Annotated in this window: 16 protein-coding genes; 4 read left to right on the forward strand and 12 right to left on the reverse strand. The window is 65.4% G+C overall.

Annotated features, from left to right (window positions below):
- Positions 1 to 67: 67 nt before the first annotated feature.
- From JOE53_RS06215 to JOE53_RS06230, 4 genes are all read right to left on the reverse strand, one after another.
- Positions 68 to 1,243, reverse strand: coding sequence for a restriction endonuclease subunit S (locus JOE53_RS06215; protein WP_204947134.1), 1,176 nt, complete (start codon positions 1,241 to 1,243; stop codon positions 68 to 70).
- Complete coding sequence (locus JOE53_RS06220; protein ID WP_204947136.1) at positions 1,240 to 2,742, reverse strand: type I restriction-modification system subunit M; 1,503 nt, start codon at positions 2,740 to 2,742, stop codon at positions 1,240 to 1,242. Before JOE53_RS06220 ends, JOE53_RS06215 begins: the two co-directional genes overlap by 4 nt.
- Positions 2,739 to 4,325, reverse strand: coding sequence for a type I restriction-modification system subunit M (locus JOE53_RS06225; protein WP_204947138.1), 1,587 nt, complete (start codon positions 4,323 to 4,325; stop codon positions 2,739 to 2,741). The genes JOE53_RS06220 and JOE53_RS06225 overlap by 4 nt, the downstream gene beginning before the upstream one ends.
- Before the next feature lie 239 nt (positions 4,326 to 4,564).
- Positions 4,565 to 5,650: a PD-(D/E)XK nuclease family protein gene (locus tag JOE53_RS06230; protein ID WP_204947139.1), complete on the reverse strand. Its 1,086-nt coding sequence runs from the start codon at positions 5,648 to 5,650 to the stop codon at positions 4,565 to 4,567.
- A gap of 100 nt (positions 5,651 to 5,750) precedes the next feature.
- Between JOE53_RS06230 and JOE53_RS06235 the strand changes: the two genes are divergently transcribed.
- The gene (locus JOE53_RS06235; protein WP_204947141.1) at positions 5,751 to 6,506 is read left to right on the forward strand and encodes a hypothetical protein; all 756 of its coding nucleotides are present in this window, start codon (positions 5,751 to 5,753) and stop codon (positions 6,504 to 6,506) included.
- 44 nt (positions 6,507 to 6,550) lie between these two features.
- Here JOE53_RS06235 and JOE53_RS14675 read toward each other — a convergent pair whose 3' ends face one another.
- Positions 6,551 to 6,769, reverse strand: a complete 219-nt coding sequence (locus JOE53_RS14675; protein WP_233449499.1) for a hypothetical protein — start codon at positions 6,767 to 6,769, stop codon at positions 6,551 to 6,553.
- A 78-nt stretch (positions 6,770 to 6,847) separates the two neighbouring features.
- Here JOE53_RS14675 and JOE53_RS06240 point away from each other — a divergent pair, with 78 nt between their 5' ends.
- Positions 6,848 to 7,450 (forward strand): GIY-YIG nuclease family protein, encoded by a 603-nt coding sequence (locus JOE53_RS06240; protein ID WP_233449500.1) that lies wholly within the window; start codon positions 6,848 to 6,850, stop codon positions 7,448 to 7,450.
- 6 nt (positions 7,451 to 7,456) lie between these two features.
- Here JOE53_RS06240 and JOE53_RS06245 read toward each other — a convergent pair whose 3' ends face one another.
- The 5 genes from JOE53_RS06245 to JOE53_RS06265 all read right to left on the reverse strand — a co-directional run bounded on the left by JOE53_RS06245 (position 7,457) and on the right by JOE53_RS06265 (position 11,546).
- Entirely contained in the window at positions 7,457 to 8,008 is a 552-nt protein-coding gene (locus JOE53_RS06245; protein ID WP_204947142.1) for a hypothetical protein, read from the reverse strand.
- A 57-nt stretch (positions 8,009 to 8,065) separates the two neighbouring features.
- Positions 8,066 to 8,251: a hypothetical protein gene (locus JOE53_RS06250; RefSeq protein WP_204947143.1), complete on the reverse strand. Its 186-nt coding sequence runs from the start codon at positions 8,249 to 8,251 to the stop codon at positions 8,066 to 8,068.
- Positions 8,252 to 9,611: 1,360 nt separating this feature from the next.
- Positions 9,612 to 9,962 carry a sulfate permease gene (locus JOE53_RS06255; protein ID WP_204947145.1) on the reverse strand — a complete coding sequence of 117 codons (351 nt, stop codon included), beginning with the start codon at positions 9,960 to 9,962 and terminating at the stop codon, positions 9,612 to 9,614.
- An 82-nt stretch (positions 9,963 to 10,044) separates the two neighbouring features.
- A complete protein-coding gene (locus JOE53_RS06260) occupies positions 10,045 to 11,070 on the reverse strand; it encodes a C-terminal helicase domain-containing protein (RefSeq protein WP_204947147.1) in 1,026 nt (341 codons plus the stop codon).
- A 35-nt stretch (positions 11,071 to 11,105) separates the two neighbouring features.
- The gene (locus JOE53_RS06265) at positions 11,106 to 11,546 is read right to left on the reverse strand and encodes a MarR family winged helix-turn-helix transcriptional regulator (RefSeq protein WP_196323296.1); all 441 of its coding nucleotides are present in this window, start codon (positions 11,544 to 11,546) and stop codon (positions 11,106 to 11,108) included.
- A 121-nt stretch (positions 11,547 to 11,667) separates the two neighbouring features.
- On the opposite strand from JOE53_RS06265, the gene JOE53_RS06270 reads away from it, so the two are divergent.
- Positions 11,668 to 12,603, forward strand: a complete 936-nt coding sequence (locus tag JOE53_RS06270; RefSeq protein ID WP_325168474.1) for a quinone oxidoreductase family protein — start codon at positions 11,668 to 11,670, stop codon at positions 12,601 to 12,603.
- Positions 12,604 to 12,714: 111 nt separating this feature from the next.
- On the opposite strand, the gene JOE53_RS06275 is transcribed toward JOE53_RS06270, so the two are convergent.
- Complete coding sequence (locus tag JOE53_RS06275) at positions 12,715 to 13,053, reverse strand: winged helix-turn-helix transcriptional regulator (protein ID WP_325168475.1); 339 nt, start codon at positions 13,051 to 13,053, stop codon at positions 12,715 to 12,717.
- A 79-nt stretch (positions 13,054 to 13,132) separates the two neighbouring features.
- On the opposite strand from JOE53_RS06275, the gene JOE53_RS06280 reads away from it, so the two are divergent.
- Positions 13,133 to 14,140 carry a zinc-binding alcohol dehydrogenase family protein gene (locus JOE53_RS06280; RefSeq protein WP_204947151.1) on the forward strand — a complete coding sequence of 336 codons (1,008 nt, stop codon included), beginning with the start codon at positions 13,133 to 13,135 and terminating at the stop codon, positions 14,138 to 14,140.
- A 20-nt stretch (positions 14,141 to 14,160) separates the two neighbouring features.
- On the opposite strand, the gene mobF is transcribed toward JOE53_RS06280, so the two are convergent.
- Positions 14,161 to 17,601: a MobF family relaxase gene (gene mobF / locus JOE53_RS06285; protein WP_325168476.1), complete on the reverse strand. Its 3,441-nt coding sequence runs from the start codon at positions 17,599 to 17,601 to the stop codon at positions 14,161 to 14,163.
- Positions 17,602 to 17,717: the final 116 nt, after the last annotated feature.

Below are 17,717 nucleotides of genomic sequence, written 5' to 3' on the forward strand. Positions count from 1 at the left end.
TACTCAGCAACGACCGTGCTCTCTCCAGAGACTGCGATCGGATCGTACCTGCGGCCAACTGCATCACTCATGCCGATGCCCCCTCGAAGGTCATGAGCTTGTCTCGGTAGTACTCGTACTGCTTGCGACGAGCAGCAAGTTCGGCGGGGAGGCCATTCCTCAAGTCGTTCACCATGTCATCGAAGCTCGCGAGTTCTGATGCGACCCGACGCTGAGTCTCGAGCGACGGCATCTGAACCCTCAACTGCTTGAACCCGGCAACGTCAATGTTCTTTTGAGCCGATTGGGTGGACGTCGCAAAGATCGTCGGCTGCATGCTAAGGAGAAGCTGCCCAACGAAGTCTTTCTCGACCAAAGGATCGATAACGTCGAATGTAAACCCGGAGTCAAGCATCCAGAACTTGCCCGCAACGCGCCGAACACAGTTCGCAGACATCGCGAAGCGAGACACTACCCATTCGTCTTCGCGATTGAACGCGTCGGTCCGGAAGCTCTCGCCTCCGCCTCCGTAGACCGGAAACAGCGTCCCAGCGTCATCCTTCTTCGTGATTCGCGCGCCGAAGTTCAATCGAATAATTTCGCCCAGTGTGACGTCTCGTGACCCGTCTTGATCGGACGACCCCAACAACACGGTTCGGTAGTAGGCATACTGAGTCCGACGGGCCTCCAGCTCCGCCTCCAGCTCCGCCTCCAGCTCCGCCTCCAGCTGTGTGAACTGATCCAAGATTTTCACGATTTCCGACTGCACCTCGGCAGGCGGTACGGGGATTCGGATCTTAGAAAGAGCGTCACTTGAAATTCGTCGCACCTTCGTGCCGCTAACGAATCGAGCCTTCTGCTCCTGGAAACTCCGAGACGCAAAGAAGTATGAAACGAATCGCGGATCCATGCTGTGGCGGTATATGTATGCGTCCCCGCTGACCGCCACGTCACCCGTTCCGAGCCAGGCGGTCGCCTTAGCGACGGCCTCGTCGTCCTCGCTTGTAGTCGCGATGATGAGGTCCCCAGGGTGGGCGTGCCTCAACTTCTTGGCGAGCGCGGGATCGGTAAAGGACTTCGTCACTACCGTCCAAATCCCGTAGTGCGTGTGGATCTGGCCGTAGTGCACGGCCGGAAAGCCTTCCTGGGTGAGGTCGGTCTTCTGGAGGCCGTTGCCACGCACAAATACACCGATGTCACCAAGGGGCACAGTCGGAACCCCGTCCGGCGCCAGCTCTGCGAGCAGGTCATCGATCCGGCTCATGACGCGGCTCCTTCAAGATCAGCGACGATCGCGTCGATTCCGGTGCGGAGCTCGTTCTGACGCTCGACGATCCCCGCGATCTTCGCGTTCAGCGCGCGGATGTCGACAGCAACTCGGTTGTCTGCTGGCTGCACGTACCGCGAGACAGAGAGGTCGAACTGCTGGAGCGCGATGTCCTCGTTTGGCACCAAGCGCGTGAAGTGCTCGATGTCCCCGCGAGACGCAACGGCATCGAGGATCGCCGTCTGGTGCTGTTCAAGCAGTTCGTTCTTGTTGCCGACGCGGTCGCACAGCTTCGATGCGTCAACGAAGAGAACAGCACTGTCGCGCTTCGCTTTGCGGAGGATGACGACTACGCCTGCAACCGTGACGCCATAGCCCCAGTCCGGTGGCAGTTGGATCACGGTGTCCACAAAGTTGTTGGTCACGAGGTACTGCCGGATCTTCGCCTCGGCGGCACCTCGGTAGAGGGTGCCGGGGAACTGCACGAGCACCGCTACGCCGTCGGTGGCCAGCCAGGATGCGGCGTGCATCGTGAACGCGAGGTCGTGGTATTGCTTCGGCGCCAGTACGCCGGCCGGCGCGAACCGATCGTCGTTGATGAGGACGGCGTCGTCCTTGCCGACCCATTTCGCCGACCACTTCGGGTTGGAGACGATGATGTCAAAGGGTTCGTCGTCGCGGTGAGAGGGGTCAGTCAGCGTGCTGGCGCCGCCGTCGAGATCGATCCAGCCGAACTCGATGCCGTGCACAAGAAGGTTCATGCGCGCCATGTTGTAGTTCGTGCGCACAAGCTCCTGTCCGCTGACGGTCGCTTCATGCGCGAGCCGCTGCCGGGTCTGAATCAAGAGTGAACCGGATCCGAATGCAGGGTCGTAGACGCTTCGCGCCTCGGGATTGGCCTGGGTCGCGAGTCGGGCCACCAACTCCGCAATCGTTGGTGGCGTGAAGTGGTCGCCGCCCTTCTTGCCTGCGGTCGTGACGTAGTAGCGCAGGAGCTCATCGAAGTCATCTGCCGCGTTGTTCATCTCGTAACCGGCGATCGCCGTGAGGAGACCAGCCAACCGCTTGTTGCGCGCATCGACTGTGTCGCCGAGCACGAGAGCGTTCGGGTCGAACCCACTGAAGAGACCCTTGTAGACGTTCTCACTCGCGGTTCCCACGGCGGTGGCCTCGAGCGCCTTGAACACCGAGACCAGCGTCTCGTTGAGATTTTCGTCCTTCGCTGCCCCTGACTGCACCGTTTCATAAAGCTGGCTCGGCAGGAGGAAGTAGCCCTTCTCGTCGATCGTCGTGAGGCGAGCCTGTTCAGCGGTCGCGTCGTCAAGGTCCGCGTAGTCGAAATCGGTCGCCCCGGCAGCGAGCTCCTCGGCGTTGATGAACGCCGCAAGGTCCTCAGAGAGGAAGCGATAGAAGAGCGCACCGAGAACGTACGACTTCAGATCCCATGCCTCGGTGTCCGAGTGGAACTGTTTGGCAACTTGAACAATGCCGCTCACGAGCTGGCTCCGGCTGATCGCGAGTCCCGCAGGTCAGCCACGATGGCGTCAATTTCTGTGCGGAGTACGGCTTGGCGCGAGACGATGCGCTCGATGTCTCGTTCGAGCAAATCAATGTCTATAGCCTCCCGGGTGTCCTCCTGCTCGACATAGGACGAGACCGCGATGTTGTAGCCGTTAGAGGCGATGTCCCCGTTTGGTACGAGCTTGACGAAGTGGTCTTCATCTTCCCGCTTCTCGTAGGCGAGCAAGATGCTCTGCTGATCATCCGGCGTGAGCTTGTTCTTGTTGCCTACCCGCGTGAACTCGGCCGACGCGTCGATGAACAACACCGAGTTGTCGGTCTTCGACTTCTTCAGCACGATGATGCAGGTTGCGATGGTCGTACCGAAGAACAGATCGGCGGGGAGCTGGATGACCGCATCGACGTAGTTGTTGTCGATGAGATACTTGCGAATCTTCTGCTCGGCGCCCCCGCGGTAGAGCACACCCGGGAACTCGACGATTGCCGCCGTACCGTTCACGGCCAGCCAGCTGAGGATGTGCATCGTGAAGGCGAGATCGGCCTTCGACTTAGGTGCGAGGACGCCTGCCGGCGCAAAGCGCTCGTCATTGATCAGCAGCGGGTTGGCGTCTCCGTCCCACTTGATCGAGTACGGCGGGTTGGAAACGATCGCCTCGAACGGCTCATCGTCCCAGTGCGCTGGGTCGATGAGTGTGTCACCGTGCGCGAGGTTGAACTTCTCGTAGTTGACGTCGTGCAGGAACATGTTGATGCGCGCGAGGTTGTAGGTGGTCAGGTTGATCTCCTGACCGTAGAAGCCCTGGCGCACGTTCTCCTTGCCGAGCACCTTCGCGAACTTCAGCAGCAGTGAGCCAGACCCCGCGGCGGGGTCGTAGACCTTGTTGACGGCTGTCTTCCCGACGACCGTGATGCGTGCAAGGAGTTCAGATACTTCTTGGGGCGTGTAGTACTCGCCGCCAGACTTGCCTGCGTTGGCTGCGTACATCTGCATGAGGTACTCGTACGCGTCGCCGAAGAGGTCAATTGAGTTGTCCTGGAGGTCGCCCAGCGGCAGATCGCCGATCGCGTGCAGCAGCTTGACGAGCTTCTCGTTGCGCTTCGCGACTGTGGCACCGAGCTTGTTGCTATTGACGTCAAGATCGTCGAATAGCCCCTTCAGGTCGTCTTCGCTGTCGGTCCCGAGCGCTGAACCTTCGATGTTCTTGAAGACGCGCTCCAAGGTCTCGTTGAGGTTCTCGTCGGTTGCCGCGCGCTCCCGAACGTTCGCAAAGAGCTCGGAAGGAAGGATATAGAACCCCTTCTCGGCAACAGTCTCGCTCCGACCGAACTCCGCGGCGGCGTCCGGGAGCCGGGCGTAATCGAAGTTCGGTTCGCCAGCGGCGCGCTCGCCCTTGTTGATGTAGAGCGCGAGGTTCTCCGAGACGAATCGATAGAACAGCATCCCGAGCACGTAGCTCTTGAAATCCCAGCCATCGACCGAGCCACGAAGGTCGTTTGCGATGCGCCAAATCGTCTTATGGAGTTCGGCGCGCTGCGCTTCCTTCGTTGTCGGTGCCATGTAGTTATCTCCTGCGCCCCAGGCGCGTTACGTTGTCGACGAGGTGTCGCTCTCACCGTACCGGTGGGTGCAGACACACCCCGGGCGCGTCGTTCGGAACGGCGCGAAACGGGTTGTACGGGCGGGAGGACGACGCCTCAACCTAGCCACGGCTGTCTGACGCTAATTATCGCATGACCAGTGTTTTTCGTAAACAGTGACTCCCGGGCGTCCCGTACCTCTCGTCTGCGATGACGCGGCTACGGTGCGCGGCGCACGGCGTCGGCCGGACGGTCCTCGTCAGCCCCCTCCAGACGGAAGCGTTCGATCTCCGCGTGCACCGCGGCCGCCGCTGCCTTCAGTTCCGCGATGGTCAACGCTGGCGCCTTGACGTATTTGTAGACGAAGGATGGCGCGAAGTGGTTGAACTCCTTGCGCCCGCCAATCGCCTGCGGGAGCGGGGCGGGGAACGAGTAGAACTCGGGGTGCTCGCGACTGACGTCCTCGCGAAGCCGCCGGGACTCCTGGCTTCGGCCGGAGATGGACTGGTCGTGATAGACCGCTGCGCGGCGGAACTGGTCGCCCTGGAGCTGCCAGCCGAGGTGCAGGTGCATGCCGCGGGTGTAGACGTACTCGAAGGACTCGACCAACGGTGTGGCGTTGCTCATGCCACCCGCCGCCGGCTGCTCAAGTCCCGGCAGAAGGTCGTTGAGGACGTGCGCTACTCGCTGGGCTCGCGCCTTCCGGAGCGCGGCGCGCATCTGCGAGCTGGAGATCGCCCCGAGCAAGCTGTCGGGGAGCCACACCCGCTCGTCGTCAGACTGCACGTCTACGGCCGAAACGAGCTGATGCAGGTCAGAGACGAGTGCGGCGTAGCGGCGCATCGTCTCAACCTCGTAGGACGCGTCTGAGGCCGGCAACGCCTCCCGAATCCGCTCGGCGAATTCGGCGTAGCTCAGGTAGTGCCACTCGCCGAGGTCGAAGTCCGGCTCACTGACTGACAAGAGCACGAGGGCGGGTCGGTGCGGCCACTTGGAGGCAGCCGCCTCGTACTCATCAAGCTGGTCGCGGTGCGGCAGCGAGAAGACCTTGTTCTCGATGACGAGCGGCGCACGATCCGACCAATGGAAGACGAGATCCATGTGGCCGCGCTCGCGCTCCACGAAGCGGCGCGAGTCCTCCCCAGGCGCAGAGAGCGGTCGGAAGGTGGCGTCGGCAGCGTCTGGCAGCCGGTCGAAGTACCAGCCGATGAGGTTGGAGTGGAACAGCTCCCGCTGCCCGTACATGAGCCGACCCAGCGGGTTCGCCTCGATGCGAGCCGCGATCGCTTTGAATTCGTCGGTCATGATGAGTTCAGGCTACGAGCCCATCAGCCCCACATTCACGAACGACCCAGCGCACGTGCTCGGCTACCGTGGGGATGATCAGCATCACCGGGGAGCGCACGTGAGTGACGAAGAAGATTACGTCGAGGAGATTCGTGTCGTTCGGCGGAAGAAGGACACGTACCGATCGAACTCCTCGAAGTCGGACGAGTTCGAGAGTGATCTGCTCCGCAGCAAAGAGACCAGGAACGTGGCTGGCCCGACCGAGTCGCGCGCGGTTGATGAGGACGAACTCCGTCAGCGATACCAAGGCGATCCGATCTATGTCACTTCTGGCTCGTCGCCACGGGAGCTAACGCCTGGGCAGAAGGCGGTCCTCGACGGCGTCGCCGAGCTCACGGACGTCGTCATTCGCGAGTTCTTCGTTCCCCTACTCCGAGACGTTGCTGCGCCCGCCACGAAGGCAAAGATCAATGAGTTCGTCGCACGCCGACGCAGCCGAGCGCTAGAGCGCGCGGAGGCAAAGGCGATTGCAAGTAGCGCCGTCCCCGAAGCGGAACCGGAGGAAGACGCTTCCCGTTCGCCTGACCTGGAGGTCCGCGAAAGCCCAATCTTAGTGACGCGTAGCGACCTGCTCATCGCGCAACTTCAGCTCAAGCTGGCGGAAGACTTTGCCGCCAAGCAGCGATGGCTGATCGCGCATGCTGAGATCAGCGACGAGGATGTTCCACCGGCGCTTCAGCAGTCAGTGATGCGGATGATCGAAGGACGCGCGCACGAACTGAGCGAACGGGAGCGCCAAGCGGTCGCGGTCTTCCTGCGCGGAGTGGGCGAACCTCACTCGCCGAGCGGGCTCGCGGGCAAGGAGGATCTGTAGCATCGCGGGTTCGATGAGCGCATCTGGGCTCCGCGAGAATCGTTCTATGGCCATTCCGGAAGATCCAGTTCCGCGCCTGATTTCGTTCGGCCGACGCTCGCGAGTACGTCCAACAAGAAGGATGGCTGTTCCATGTCTTTGACGCTCACCCACTTCTCGTCGACGCCGGTATCGATCCGGCTCGGGCGCTCGTCATTCGGCACGCCTTCGCGCAGGAGTCGGAAGAGAGCGGCCTGACCGGGCTGCACGCAGACTCCACTCACGCGGAGATACTCGAGTACACGCGGCGGCAGTCCGCCAGCACGAGGAGCTTTCCGGACACTCCGCAGCCGCTCTGGGTTGTGTTCATCAAGGAGGGTGGGGACCAGGCGCGGCTGTGGTCTGTGGTGGAGAACCGCGGCGAGCTCAGCAACGACGGAATCCTGCGGACCTTCGACCTCGTCGAGACAGACCACATGGCGGATCTTTGCAGCCGCTTGGTCATCGGGTGGAACTCTCCGCGCACGTGGCGCATGAGTGGCACCGTGGCGGGCAAACACCACGTCATGGGCATCGCAGACGCCGAGCCGATTCCGTTCCCGGGTTTCGATCGCCTGATCTTGAGCTACCCGCAGCTCCAAGCAGTGATGCGAGAGTATCGCTACGCGTCGTGGCGCACGGCGCTGTCGTCCGTCGTCGGGATCTACCTCATCACGGACACGCGGGACGGCCGACACTACGTCGGCAAGGCTGACGGGGCAGAAAGCATCCGGCAGCGGTGGAGTGCCTACGCGACCAACGGGCATGGTGGAAACGTCGAGTTGCGCACCCTGGATCCAAGTACCTTCCGGTGCTCCTTGCTCCGGGTGTGCGATCCAGGGACGCCGACGCGCGATATCGACATCGCGGAAAGCCACTTCAAGATGGCGCTCGACTCACGGCGGCATGGGCTGAACCGGAATTAGTGCCTTTCAGGCGAGTGCCCGCCACGCTGCCTCGAGGTCATGATGCGGCATCGCGTTAGCCGACTCTCCGCCAACGTCGAGATCGGCGCGAGAGGCGCGGTAGAAGTTCTCGCGAGCCTTTCCGGCCATCCGGTAGAGCCTGCTGTACTCGTCACTCGTGATGTCCGGGGCAGCCAGGACGCGCTTGCGAAGGTGCCATACGGCGTGTTGCCAGATGCGTGCATGATCCACGGTCGCCCGCGATCCGACGAGCAAGACTCCTTCGAGCGCTGCCGACCTGCGTTCGTTAATGTCAGCCAGACGACTTCTGCCCTCGTCGCGAGTAAGAGGATTGTCGCTCGATGCTGCGCCGAGTCCGGCGGCCATCTTCCGGGATACGCGAACGTCTTGTTTCACCGCCTCACCGTAGGCCGCGTATGCGACCTTGCGAAGCTCGGTGAGTCGCTTCGCTTCGGACCGCTTCCACTCCGTGTCGGCTGTCCACCGCCCCGACACGATGCCAATGAGCGCACCTAGGGTGGTGCCGATCACTGCAACAACAGCAGCCCAGAGTTCCATTCAATCAACGTAGCGGCACGGATAGCACGGGTGTCGAGCGCGCCCGTCCTTCGCTCGTCACTCACGCCGGCGCACCGCCCCCGCATAGACCCAGGCGTGATGCTCTTGCTGATCTTCACCGATCCACCGCACGAGCGCCGCGGTGCCTGTCCAGGCGATCGCCACCGCGTCAACCTCACGGGGCTCTACGTGGGCGATCGGAACTGCGCGAATCCGGTCCGAGCGCTCGATGTCGCGGCTCACGGAGTCGTTACGACGATTCTGCCCCACGTCCCGCTAGTCCCAGGCAGCCACGAGCAGCCACCGGTCTCCGACGCGCTCGACGTCGAGCGACGGTGCGATGGTCCTGATCGGAACGCGCGGTGAAGCGCCAGCTGTCCCACAGATCGCCGCGGGCCTGAAGCGTGGGGGTGTCAATCGCGCGCCAGCTTTCACCGCCAGACGAGGCGGCTCGGCACCTCTCGCTCACACCAAACCTGAATGTCCTCGCGGACCGGAACTCGCATTGATCATCTCCATTGCCGTAGAGATGTTCGATGCTAGATCCCGTCTCCGACATCGCCTTGGTGGATGTCCGACGGCTGCGCAAGCCCACAGGCCTCACACCACCAGACAGCGAGCCGGGGTTCCATGGGCTCGAGGCAGTCTGGGCAGTTCATCGTGGCGTCGCGGAGCGGGTCGCCGGGAAACTCGATGAGCACGCGATCACAGTACGCGGTGCGGGTCCGTCCGCGGATAGTTTTCCACAGTCGTTGAGCGGCGCTCGCCCGAACCGCCCCTCGCAGGGAGCATGGTTCGGACGGCTGACGCCCATCTGTCGTGGAAGCCGCGCGCGTCCATCCCGAGAGCAGCGCGCGACAGATGCGATCACCAAGAACGACCCGTCTGTGGGAAGACTTCTCCAATGGGTTTGATGATCGCGGGAAGGTACAGGGCAGCGGCGAAGTCGATGCGCCGCCCGTGTCCGTACTTGTACGAAAGTGCGATCGTGAAGTCAATAGAGCTCGGCTGTCCGCGACACCGGGCCCAGGAGTCGAGCGTGCGGAAATGGAGAAGGCGACATCCGCCGGATGGGAACCATGTGTGGTCCAGGTGACGCTGCGGCGCGTCTTCATGGCGCTCCTCACCATGCGGCTAGCCGTTGCTGCTCAGTGGGTAGTTGATCACTCAGTTGGTGGCCTCGATCACTTTGAGCGCACCATAGGAGTTGTGGATGGCCAATGCGTTAGCGCCCGTGCCTGATGCACGGAACGCATCGGCGCAGGACACGGGGACGTGACATCAGCGCGGCAATCGTTGCTCTACACGAAGGTAACTTGCTGAGCCTCGTCTCAATTGATGTCGGCGGCTGTTGGGAGGCGGCTGGTTGGGCCGAGGCGCGATATCCAGACCGTCCCGGCTCGCCAAGCTTTAACTATGTGCTCGAGGCGACGCCGGGTTCTAGGTCCGCGTAGGGCTCGCATACCGCTCCTCGCGCGTGCTGATGCGATCGGGTCGTGCGCGTGCCAATGACGACCGTATGACCTGTCGAGTGACATGCACGGTGTGCGGACGGCTCTCAAGCCGTGGTGGCGGGCCGACGCCAGCGCACTTGCGCGAAGTCTCAGCCGACCGACATTGATTCAGTCGACGCCACACCGGCGTCGCGGTAGCGACGCTCGATCCCCCGCACGCGCACCAGCCGCACGAGCGAGACCGGACCGTTCACCACGAACTTGAGCGCGTTCCACAGGCACATGAGCACGAGCAGGTTGATCCAGCCCGGCGCGCCGTCGGCGACCCACTGAGAGAGCGTAGCCCCGATCACGACGTACACGACCGCGAGCAGCGTTGCAGGCACGCCCCACTTCAGGCCGCGGCGCGCGTGCGTGGCGCGGATGATCATGTTCGTCGGCATGGTCCGCTGGAAGAACGTGTAGACGCGATTCACGAAAGCGATGAGCAGTTGGAACATGGGCCAGGCCTCTCCTTCAGGCGTGGATCCTGCGATTGCGCTCAGGCTACGCTCGCCCCGGCGGTGTCGATAGGACCATCCGCTACAGGCTGTGAATAGCGCGCGTGGGCCGATGCGCCCGGTGCGGCTGTGTAGGAGCATCCGCCCGCGAGAGCCAGATCGCGCGATCGCGCGCCACGGCTGCGACCGCGGCATCCATCCGCTGATTCGGCGACGTAGCGGGAGCGCCGAGCGCATCATCCTCGAAAACGCCGTACCGGTCACGGTACGCGGCAAGGATGCGCGCCTGATGCCGCCAGGCACCTGCTCGCGCCGGATCGACGGGGATGCGTCCGAGCGCATCGATCCACCTCTCCCCCGATTCCACTGCAGAATCGACGAGAGCCGACGCGCGCTCCTCGATGAGATGTGCCCGTTCGTCGAGGGCACGTCGCATCTCGGCATCCATCTCCCCGACCGCCTTCGGAAGGAGGCCAGCGACCAGCCGGCGCTCACTCCCCCGCGAGCTACCGCTCGATGGCAGTGCGAGGACTCGCTCGAGACGCGCGTGAAGCACGGCCGCGGCATCCTGAGCATCCTCGAATCCGCGCGCGGCAGCGATGCGTGGGAGAAGCGTCTCGACGTTGTGACCGAGCGCTTCGGCGCGTCGAAGGCCCGCAGTCAGAGCTCCGAAGGCGTCCGACGCGATCGCGGCCTCGACCAGATCGGCAGGCAAGCCGGAGGCGTGAACGAGGCGCGTCCACCGTGGTCGCTGTGCGGACGCCGCGATCGTGTCGTACTCCGCGGCGAGCTGCGCGATCGAGCCCCACGCCTCCTGCTCGGCGGCGATCGTCTCGTGTGCCGACAGCTCGGCGCCGACGTGGCCGAGGACGCCTGCGAGGATGTCGCGGGCCGTGGCATCCGGACGCTCGCCGGGGTGCCGAGCGGAGTGGTTATCGTCGGGGCGCGACACGACCACATAGGCGGTGTTTGACGCTCTCCCCCGCGTCATCGCGACGTACAGGTTCTCGCGCGTCGTTCCGGGCTCGACGACGGCGTGTGCGGTGTCGGTCGTGATCCCCTGCGCGCGGTAGGCGGTGACCGCGTAGCCGAGGTGCCCCAAACGCACTCACCTGTGATCGTGCGCGTGTGCGCGGTCTCAGTCTATCGTTCCGCGAGGTCGTGTCGGAGGTCTCGGATGAGCGTCGTCACAGTGTCCAGCCGCGCTCCGTAGTGCTCCGCGAAGTCGGCGAGCAGCGGCGCTCGTGCCGCGCGAGCTTGCGCGGCGAGCAGCGCGCCCGGGCCGGTGAGTTCGAGCACGACAGCGCGGCCATCTTTTTCGGAGCCGGTTCGCGCCACGAGACCGTTCTCGACCAGGCGAGAGACGAGACGGCTCGGGTGCCCGGACTCGGCGACCAGATGCGCGGCGAGCTGTTTGAGTGTGACCGGGCCGAGGTCGTCCAGTGCCATGATTGCCTCGGCTTGCACGCAGGTCAGGCCGAGCGGCCGGAACAGTGTGGCCAGGGCGGCGTTCAGCTCGGTGACGAGGCTCTTGACCTCGAACGAGAAGGCGAGCACCGCCGCCGCACCCGATTCGTGTGACATGTCATCTATCTCCGCTACCCTTGACCGCATGACATGTTACCTAAGTGATTCGTCGCTCGACCGTGATGTGGCGCGGGTGGAGCGGTTCGGGCTGGCTTACCCGGCGGTGGTCCGAGAACGGATGCCACGAAGTCGGAGCAGCCGCCGCGCCCTCGTCCGCGTCACTCATGCCTCGGTGGGGGTGACCGACGTGATGGCTGTCCGGGGTGACTATCTGCTGCAACCCGTGAGGGAGTTCGTCCCCGGCTACGACTTCATCGGTGTCATCGAGCGTCTGCCAGCGGGCGAACGGTCCGGCCTGCAAGTCGGGCAGCGTGTCGCGGGCATCCTGCCCCGAATGGGCGCGCACGCAAGCCTCATCAGCATCGCACCGTCACTGCTGGTTCCTGTGCCCGACCTTCTCGACAGCGCGATCGCGGCGACGATCCCGCTGGATGCGGTCACCGCGCTGTTCGCACTCGACGCGCTGGCTGTGAGTTCCGGAACGGTCCTCGTGCAGGGCGCGGGTGGCGCGGTCGGCGCCTGGGTTGCGCAGCTCGCGACCACCCGAGGACTCACCGTCTACGGCACCGCGTCGCCGCGCTCCCACGCCTATGCCGAGCGGTTCACGGCCTCGGTGTTCGACTACGCCGATCCGACATGGATCGAGCAGATTCTCGACGTGACGGCAGGTGGCGTCGACGGAGCGATCGACCATACGGGCGGCCAGTCCGTGCGGCGGGCCGTCCGTGCAGGCGGGCGTGTCGTGCGCACAGCGTTCGGTGGGGAACCCGGACGAGGGCGCGCCAGTACCGCAGCGGGCTTTGCCGCCTCTGCGCTACGCCGCTATGCGCGTCCGGGGGAACGCATCTGTTCCGTGCCGATCCTCGTGGCAACACGACGCGCCCGGTATCGACAGGCACTCACCGAGCTGTTCACCGCGGTCAGCAACGGCACACTCGTTCCGCCCCGCCCGCGGATCGCCTCGCTCGCCGAGTACCCAGAGGCTCTCTCTGCGGCAGCCACCGCTGAGCCGGGCGAGAAGACGATCCTCACGCTGACGGTGGATGCCCCGTGACCGCTGGCAGGTCGCCACACAGCGCCATGCGCGCTACGGCGCGGCGCACCGGAGCGGCTCAGCCGCTGGTCCATCTCCGCAAGGCATGCTCAGAATGAGCCTCGCCGAGGGTCAATCGGTCGTGATGTTGTCTTCTACCCAGTCGCGGAGGTGCTTGAGCGGTGCGGCGGCGCTGTGGCCGAGGGTGGTGAGTTCGTACTCGACGCGGGCGGGCACTTCCGCGTAGACGGTGCGGGTGAGCAGTTCGTGTGCTTCGAGGCGTTTGAGGGTCTGCGAGAGAACCTTGGGGCTGACCCCTTGCAGCCTCGATCGCAGGTACCCGAACCGCTGCGGACCGTCCTCCAGCGCACCGATCACCAGGGCGCTCCACTTGTTCGCGAGCAGGTCGAGCATGTCCCGGCAGGGGCACATCGCCGCGTAAACATCATTGCGCTCACAGTCATCCGTCACTATCGCCACGCCGCCATGATACCGAATGGGAACTAGATGGCCTTGACGGTAACTACAGGGCTGCGGGAACCATAGAGGCATGACGACCACGACTGCCATCGGCTACCACAGCAATCTCCCCGCCACCGACCCCGAGAGTCTCGTTACCGAGCAGGTTCCCGTGCCCGAACTGCGCCCGCACGATCTGCTTGTCGAGGTGGAAGCCGTCTCGGTGAACCCGGTGGACGTGAAACTTCGCGCTGGGGCACCCAGCGGCGGCTTCCGGGTGCTCGGCTTCGACGCCGCGGGGATCGTCCGCGGCATCGGCGCGGACGTGACGCTGTTCCAGCCGGGTGATGAGGTGTTCTATGCGGGGAGCATCGACCGGCCCGGCACGAACCAGCGTCTGCATGTGGTGGATGAGCGGATCGTCGGCCGCAAGCCGTCCATACTGTCGTTCGCGGACGCTGCTTCGCTTCCGCTGACCGGGATCACGGCGTGGGAGGCCCTGTTCGACCGGCTGCGCCTGACGCCGGAGAGCACGGGCAAGCTGCTGGTGGTCGGGGCGACCGGCGGCGTCGGCTCGATCCTGCTCCAACTCGCCGACGCGCTCCTGCCCGCTGTAACCGTGATCGCCACCGCCTCCGACCCCGACCGCGGCACCTGGGTACGCAGTCTCGGGGCCCAGCACACGGTGAACCACCGTGGCGACCTCGCCGCCCAGGCGCTCGCGCTCGCGCCAGACGGCGTGGACTGGGTGTTCACCGCGCACTCCGAAGGGCAGATCGACGTCTACGCACGGATCGTGCGCCCGTTCGGGCACATCGTCGCCATCGATGACGGCCCCCGCGACGTCTCACCATTGAAGGCCAAGAGCATCGCCTGGCACTGGGAATTCATGTTCACCCGCCCCCTCCACCAGACCCCCGATCTGGTCGAGCAGCACCGGCTGCTGAACCAGATTGCCGACCTCGCAGACCAGGGCCGTGTACGGCCCACCACCACTCGGACGATCACCCCCATCAACGCGGCGACGCTCCGGGAAGCACATGAGGCTGTCGAGAGCGGACGAGTGACCGGCAAGATCGTGCTCCATCACTGGGAGTAGTAGCTGTCGCAGAGCGCTCACTACAGGCTGCGTGCTGGCCCGTTGCGGCCAGGATCGTGGCGACGCGGCTCGCGGTCGAACGGGTCGAGCTGCCGCGCCCGCTGTGCCGCACGTCGCCGCGCGTACTCCTGTTCGGCGCGGTTGGCCTCGATCCGCCGAGCAGCCTCGCTGACAGAGAGACTGCGGAGTTCGTCGGCCTCGGCACGGGCCTGGGCGACTCGCGCGCGAGCATCCTGGGCGTTGCGGTGCGGGCTGATCGTGCGCATCCCGAACTGGTCGCGACGAGCCTCGTCGGCTCCGAGCTCGCTGACCAGCAACGCCAGGCGTTCCTGCTTGTGCCGCCGCTGCGTCGCCTTGTGTCCGGCGCGCGCGGTTTCGACAGCGCGGTGGGCCTCGGCCACGCGGGGGTCGCTCTCGGCTCGTCGTACCGCTGCCTGCGCCGCCCATGCAGATAGCGATTCAGGGGTGCGGGGCGGTTCATCCCAGGTCGCGCGCACGCTCGCCCGAGCCGCGCCAGTGTGTTCGAGCGCGGCGTGGTGCTCGGTCCGCGCTCTACGCCTGCCGAACCGTCCGGTGGTGGCGAGCCGGGCGCTCGCTGCCGCCTCGGTCTGCATGGTCGCGAGGTAGGCCGCGCCGTCGTTCTCGGCCTGTTTGGTGAGCGGTCCCGCGACCTCGACGCGCACCCGGTCCGCTTCGCCCTCTGCCGTGCGGAGCACGGTCGCGGCCTCGTCTTCCTCGGCCCGGTGCGCGGCACGCTGGGCGTCGAGGCGTGCGGCGATCTGCTCCCACCGTTCGGCCTGCCGGTGGGCGCGCTCGGCTTCCTGGTCGAGCCGGGCGAGTTCTTCGGTGACGAGCTTGACCGGGCCGTTGCTGACGAAGCCGCGCACGGCTTCGGCGGCCTGAGCGGTGGCGTGGTCGAGGCCCCGGTCTGCGGGGTCGCGCTCCATGGCCTCAATGAACTGCGCCCGCGCATCCGCCAGGCTCTCAGCGACGACGTGCAGCCGGTTGGCCTCGCGGCCTCTCGTCATCCCGACGTAGACACCTGCCGCGCTCGTCGCCTCCGACAGGACCGTGTGCGAGGCGGTGACGGTTGCGCCTTGGACCCCGTAGGCGGTCGCTGCGTAGGACAGGTGCGCGTGCTCACGAACATACTCGGCGGGCAGGGTGACGGTGCGCGGGTTCTTGCGTCCGCTGCCGACCTCTCGGGCGTAAACGGTGCCGTCGTCGGTGACGTGCTGGACGATCCATTGCTGTCGGTTCGCGACTCCGAGCGCGGTGTCGTTCCTGCGGGTCTGGATCATGTCGCCGCTGCCGATGGGCAGGCCGTCGCTGCCGGTCGCCGTCACCATGTCATCGACCGCACCATGCTCGACGCGCCCGATACGGATGCGCTCATTCAACGCAGCCGCCCCGTCGTTCGTGGAGACGGTGATCGCCTCACCATCGCGCGCATGTGCGGTGATGTGCTCGCGCACCTGCTCATCGTCGGCGTGGAGCGTGACGAGGTTCATCTTCGCGAGCCGGTCGAACACCTCACCGGGGCCTACCCTGTCGCGCATCCGAAGCGTCAGAGCCGCGTACTCAGCATCACGGAAGCGGTGCAGTTCGGTCATGTCGTAGGTGCGGCCCTTGATCTGCGCGGCCATGTCGAGCACCCCGCCACGACCAACGGCTGGGAGCTGGGCGCGGTCGCCGACGAGCGCGACCGTCGCCCCCGCCTCGGCGGTCACGGTGAGGAGTGAGTGGGCGGTGTCTTGGTCGAGCATCCCGGCCTCGTCCACGATCACGCGCATGCCCCGCGTGAGACGCGCGTCTTCGGGCGGGCCGGTGTAGGTGTTCCCGTTCTCGGGGTCGGTATCGCCAGGGCTCAGGCGCGTCCATACGCCATCGCGATTCCACCGCCACCCGTGCGCGCGCACAAGCGCCGCAACACTGGTTGCGGGCACGCCGAGTTCTTCGTGTGCGACCTGCGCGGCCCGCAATGTCGGCGCGACGACCCGCGCCGCTGTGCCATGCTCGGCCGCGACCTCGATGGCAGTGCGGAGCATCGTGGTCTTCCCGCTCCCCGCCGCACCCTCCACGATCACCAGCGGATCGGCCGACGCGACCGCAGCGGCCGCGAGGGTCTGGCCTTCATCGAGTCCAGCGGTGCGCGCGGGTTCGGTCACGTCGGGGTGCCCTGGCTCTCGCTGCGGTGTCGCGGCGGCGAGCTGGTCACGCAGCGCGGCCTCGGCGGCAACCACGCTCAGGCTGGTCAGGTGCGCGACATGCTCCGGCGTCGCGGCGCCCGGCGGCAGCACGGAGAAGCAATCCGAGACGGCAAGCCCGGTCGCCACCGCGATGAACTCCCGCAGCTCGTCGGGCGTCGCCTGTACGCCTGCCTCGGTCGTGATGCGGGTGACGTGCTCCTGGACAGTGTGCCGTGTCCACGCCGACGCACTCGCCGCGCTCCGATCCAGCGCCCGCGATGCAACCTCCTGCACGGCGAGGTCATCCACCGACAGCACCGATTGCACCGCCCGGCGTTCGAGGCGTGCGGGATCGTATCCGGCGTCGCGGAGTTCCTGCACCCACCATTGCTCATCCTTGAGGTCGGCAGGCTTCTTGCCGGGCCGCTGGTGGGTCCACGCGATGCCCTGCAACCTCGCCGTCATCACCGGACCAAGCACCTCGCCAGGATGCTGTGCTTCCCACTCGGCTTCGAGGCAGTTGAGGTTGCGCCTGATTTGCGCCGACCGCTTCGACATCACCCCGTTGAACGGCTCCAACTCCCTGACTTCGCCGCTGGCCGAATCGAGGGTCAGGCCATGCTCTGCGAGCGTGCGCGCGAGCTGGGGGTGGGCGGCGATCACCGCCGTGCCGAGGGCGCGGATCGCTCCTTGCTGCTTGAATAGCGCGGCGGTGTCCAGTGCCCGCCACTTCCCAGCCGCCCACACGCGCGCGCCGATCTGCATATGAATATGCCGGTGCGGATCACCCGCACGGGAGGTCTTGTGACGGATACCGACGACCTGCATGTGCTCGATGGGCACCACCTCCCGCGCCTCACGCGGCCCGACCCTGGTCACCGAGTGCTGACCGAGCCACCGCCGTATCTCCGCGAGGGCGTCCTGCTGCGCGGCGTCGAGCGCCACCGACACGTCGGGGTGGAGTGCGGCGGCGACCGACAGGGACTTGGGGGCGTTGATCGTCATCTCGGCGAACAACGGCGACCCCTTCGTGCCCTCGGCTGCGGCGCGTGGGGCGCCCATCGACTCACCCGTGACGGGGTTGATCCAGTCCACCCACCCCTCGTACTCGACAGCCGACAGCGACCGGGTAGCGGTGACCTCACCGCGGGCATCGAGCACCGCGTACTCGGCTACGGCGTCGTCCGCGCCGAGGTAGTACTCGTCGGCGCGAGAGCGATCTGCCTCGACATAGCGGCGCGCGGCGGCACCGCTGCCACGGAACAAGATCACCCCGCCCTTCATCTGGGCCTCCCTCATGAGTCGTCTCATGAGGGAGGTGCGCACCACGGCCCCGCCGTGGCATACGTGCATCAATGAGTCTGTGGGCGGGGTGGGTGCAAGGTGAG

The organism is Microbacterium laevaniformans (assembly GCF_016907555.1).
GTDB lineage: Bacteria > Actinomycetota > Actinomycetes > Actinomycetales > Microbacteriaceae > Microbacterium > Microbacterium laevaniformans.

Coding starts and splice junctions, on each gene's coding strand:
- JOE53_RS06215 (WP_204947134.1), bottom strand. CDS start 1,243: ATGAGCCGGATCGATGACCTGCTCGCAGAGCTGGCGCCGGACGGGGTT.
- JOE53_RS06225 (WP_204947138.1), bottom strand. CDS start 4,325: ATGGCACCGACAACGAAGGAAGCGCAGCGCGCCGAACTCCATAAGACG.
- JOE53_RS06230 (WP_204947139.1), bottom strand. CDS start 5,650: ATGACCGACGAATTCAAAGCGATCGCGGCTCGCATCGAGGCGAACCCG.
- JOE53_RS06245 (WP_204947142.1), bottom strand. CDS start 8,008: ATGGAACTCTGGGCTGCTGTTGTTGCAGTGATCGGCACCACCCTAGGT.
- JOE53_RS06255 (WP_204947145.1), bottom strand. CDS start 9,962: ATGTTCCAACTGCTCATCGCTTTCGTGAATCGCGTCTACACGTTCTTC.
- JOE53_RS06265 (WP_196323296.1), bottom strand. CDS start 11,546: ATGTCACACGAATCGGGTGCGGCGGCGGTGCTCGCCTTCTCGTTCGAG.
- JOE53_RS06270 (WP_325168474.1), top strand. CDS start 11,668: ATGCCACGAAGTCGGAGCAGCCGCCGCGCCCTCGTCCGCGTCACTCAT.
- JOE53_RS06280 (WP_204947151.1), top strand. CDS start 13,133: ATGACGACCACGACTGCCATCGGCTACCACAGCAATCTCCCCGCCACC.